Raw genomic sequence first — 2730 nt, forward strand, 5'->3', positions numbered from 1 at the left:
CGGCGCGAGCACCAGGTGAAGGCCGAACGCCCCGGCGGCCAGGCGCCGCAGCAGCGCCGGGCTGAGGCGGGCGAGGACGTCCGTGTGACGGCTGCCCCGGTGTGCGGCGAGCGCCCAGAGCCCCGTGGTGACCAGGGCCAGGGTCCATGCGGCGCACAGGACGATGCCGACGCCGGCGCATCCCAGTGCCAGCACCTGTTCCAGCCGTGCCGTGCCCGTCGACGCGGGTGGGGTCGAGGCCAGCTGTGCTGCCAGTGACAGGAACGCCGGCCCGACGGCCGTGCAGGCGATCGCGGCCCACAGGTCGGTGGGGCGGGCATGTGGCTCCCCGGTGTCCCCTCGCGTGGTCCGCGGGTCGGTCGGTGCTGTCACGGTCATGGTCTTCCCCTCCGCTGCCGTGGTCGGGACCGTTCAGGTCTCCGGCGTGTGATCGTGGTGCCAGTCAACATTTGCCGTCGGATGATGTCAAGAGGCGTTGATAATCTTATTTGATGGCATTTGATGCAGGAATATGTACTTGGGCGCAGATGTGTCGGATCGCTACGCTGTCCTTCATGAGGTGGGACGGACTCTTCGCAGACCTGGAGGCACAGTGGGAGCGGGAGGCGCAGGCGCAGGCCTACGCCGAGGCCGCGGAGCTGACCCGGGGGGAGTGGGCCGCGCTGTCCTTGGTCGCCCGCCTGCGCGGCGCGCGGGGCAGGACGCTGCGCCTGCTGCTGCGCCACGGGCACCGCTGTGATCTGACACCGCAGGCCTTCGGACCGGACTGGGTGGGCGGTCGGACCATTGGCGGGGACTCGGTGCTGGTCCGGCTGGCCGCCGTGACGGCGGTGGAGGGGCCGCTGGGCGCCGCCGTGACGGCACCCGAGCCGGGCCCATGGCCGGAGGGCCCGAGGCTCACGTCTGCGCTGCGGCGGGTGGCGCGGTCACGGTCCGGGGTAGAGGTCGTGGGAACGGACGGCACGGTCCTGGTCGAGGGGACCGTGGACCGGGTCGGGGCAGACCACATGGACGTGGCCCGGCATGCACGTGACGACGCGCGGCGCCCGGGGGCGGTGCGGGGAGTGCTGGTGGTGCCGCTGGACGCGGTGGCTCTGCTCCGAGCCGCCGCACACGCACTCTGACCCGGGGAGCGGCCCCGGTTCAGGCCCTCTGGTCCTCCTCGGCCCACTGGGCGACCTTGCGCCGTGTCGCCGCGTACTGATCGGAGATGAACTCCTCCAGGACCGACTGCTCCACGCGCCACTGACCGCGGCCGCCTACCTGGATGGCGGGCAGCTCGCCGCTGCGCACCATCGCGCGTGCCTGGGACATCGACACGTTCAGTGTCTCGGCGACGTCGGTCAGGGTCAGGAAGCGCGGCATGGCCACCTCGTTCGTGTCGGTGCGGGGCCCGGCGGGGCCCGATCGGGCGCGGTCCCCACCATTGAACACCCTTCAGGCCCCGACGTGGTGTGTCGTCCACAGGGACGATGTCCACAGGGTGTGGCGCGACTCGCACCCGATGGCGGCGGTTCAGTAGGCTGAAACGGCGTCTCCGGCCCGGAACGGGGGTCGACGAGGGGGACGTCGGGTCGCGCCGGGAGCGGCTCGCAGACGCCATGAGGGGGAGGACCTTCCGTGCCCGCATCCACTGCCGCCCAGCCTGCGCCGAGACTGCGTCGACCACGTTGGAGGGATCCGCGCCTGCTGATCGGGCTCCTGCTCGTCCTGGCCTCGGTGGCCGGCGTGGTCGCTCTGCTGCAGTCGGCGGACCGCACTCAGGTCTACTGGGCCGCGAAGCAGGACCTGGCGCCCGGGGCGCCGCTCGCCGAAGGGCACTTCGTGCAGGTCGAGGCGAACCTCGCCGGAGCGGACTCCCACTACCTCTCGGCGGACGAGCCGGCTCCGGTGGACCGCATGCTGGTGGCGGCGGTGCGTGCCGGCGAGCTCGTCCCTGCGGAGGGGGTCGTCGACGTGGACCCCCAGCGGCGTCGACCCGTGGGCCTGACGCTGGCGGAGCCGCTGCCGGCAGGGGTGGGTGTCGGCGACCGCGTGGACGTCTGGGTGGCGCTCCCGGTGCAGGAGGGGCGCGGATTCCGCAGGCCGGAGCGGCTCGCCTCACGCGTCGAGCTGTCCGAGCTCGTCACGGACGCTGGCGCCTTCGGCGCTGGCGAGAAGATCCGCATCCAGGCCATGGTGGGGCCTGAGGAGCTGCCGGAGCTGCTCGAGGCGAAGGTGCGGGAGGCACGCATCACGGTCGTGCCGACGCTGGGCGGACACTGACATGCGCGTGTACGTGGCCACCACCCGCGTGCCCGGCCTGGACCTGGTCGGCCCGCTCGAGCGTGCCCAGTCCGACGTCACGGTGCTGCGTCGGGTCGAGGACACGGCGGAGCTGCTGGCGGTGGCACGCTCGGGCACCGTCGACGTCCTGCTCCTGGCCGGGGACCTGGCACCGCTCGCCCGTGCCCTCCTCGGTGAGCTGGACTCCCTCTCCCGGCCGGTTGGGCTCGTCGCCGTCTCCGAGGTCGGGGAGGACCGTGCACGTGCTCGCGCGCTCGGAGTCCGGACACTGCGAGCCGACGTGGACCCGCTGGACCTGGCGGAGGCGCTGGCGGCCGCCGCCAGGGACGCCCAGACCGGGCGACCGCATCTGACGACGCCGGACGAGGACCCCGCGGAGGACGTCGAGCCGCTCCCGCGTGGCCTCGTCGAGGAGCCGCCGGGCGTTCGTGCTCGACGACGGGG

Annotated in this window: 4 protein-coding genes and 1 pseudogene; 3 read left to right on the forward strand and 2 right to left on the reverse strand. The window is 73.0% G+C overall.

The annotated features are described in order from the left end of the window. Window positions 1-195: hypothetical protein (locus AC2W7A_RS11365; RefSeq protein WP_485991446.1), on the reverse strand; the 195-nt coding region annotated here is incomplete at its 3' end. A 296-nt stretch (window positions 196-491) separates the two neighbouring features. On the opposite strand from AC2W7A_RS11365, the gene AC2W7A_RS11370 reads away from it, so the two are divergent. Further along, on the forward strand, window positions 492-1124 hold the full coding sequence (locus AC2W7A_RS11370) for a hypothetical protein (protein WP_485991447.1): 633 nt from the start codon (window positions 492-494) through the stop codon (window positions 1122-1124). A 19-nt stretch (window positions 1125-1143) separates the two neighbouring features. Here the strand turns inward: AC2W7A_RS11370 and AC2W7A_RS11375 are convergent, their stop codons facing one another. Beyond that, a complete protein-coding gene (locus AC2W7A_RS11375) occupies window positions 1144-1365 on the reverse strand; it encodes a helix-turn-helix domain-containing protein (RefSeq protein ID WP_485991448.1) in 222 nt (73 codons plus the stop codon). Between the two features lie 255 nt (window positions 1366-1620). On the opposite strand from AC2W7A_RS11375, the gene AC2W7A_RS11380 reads away from it, so the two are divergent. Both AC2W7A_RS11380 and AC2W7A_RS11385 read left to right on the forward strand, forming a co-directional pair. Next, window positions 1621-2265, forward strand: coding sequence for an SAF domain-containing protein (locus AC2W7A_RS11380; protein WP_485991449.1), 645 nt, complete (start codon window positions 1621-1623; stop codon window positions 2263-2265). A 1-nt stretch (window position 2266) separates the two neighbouring features. Then, window positions 2267-2730: pseudogene (locus AC2W7A_RS11385) on the forward strand (ATPase); the annotation flags it as partial.

Source organism: Micrococcus sp. LASM2_SD2 (assembly GCF_057364565.1).

Bases quoted from the DNA above. Each gene is read 5' to 3' on its own strand.
- AC2W7A_RS11375 (WP_485991448.1), bottom strand. From the start codon at position 1,365: ATGCCGCGCTTCCTGACCCTGACCGACGTCGCCGAGACACTGAACGTG.
- AC2W7A_RS11370 (WP_485991447.1), top strand. From the start codon at position 492: ATGGCATTTGATGCAGGAATATGTACTTGGGCGCAGATGTGTCGGATC.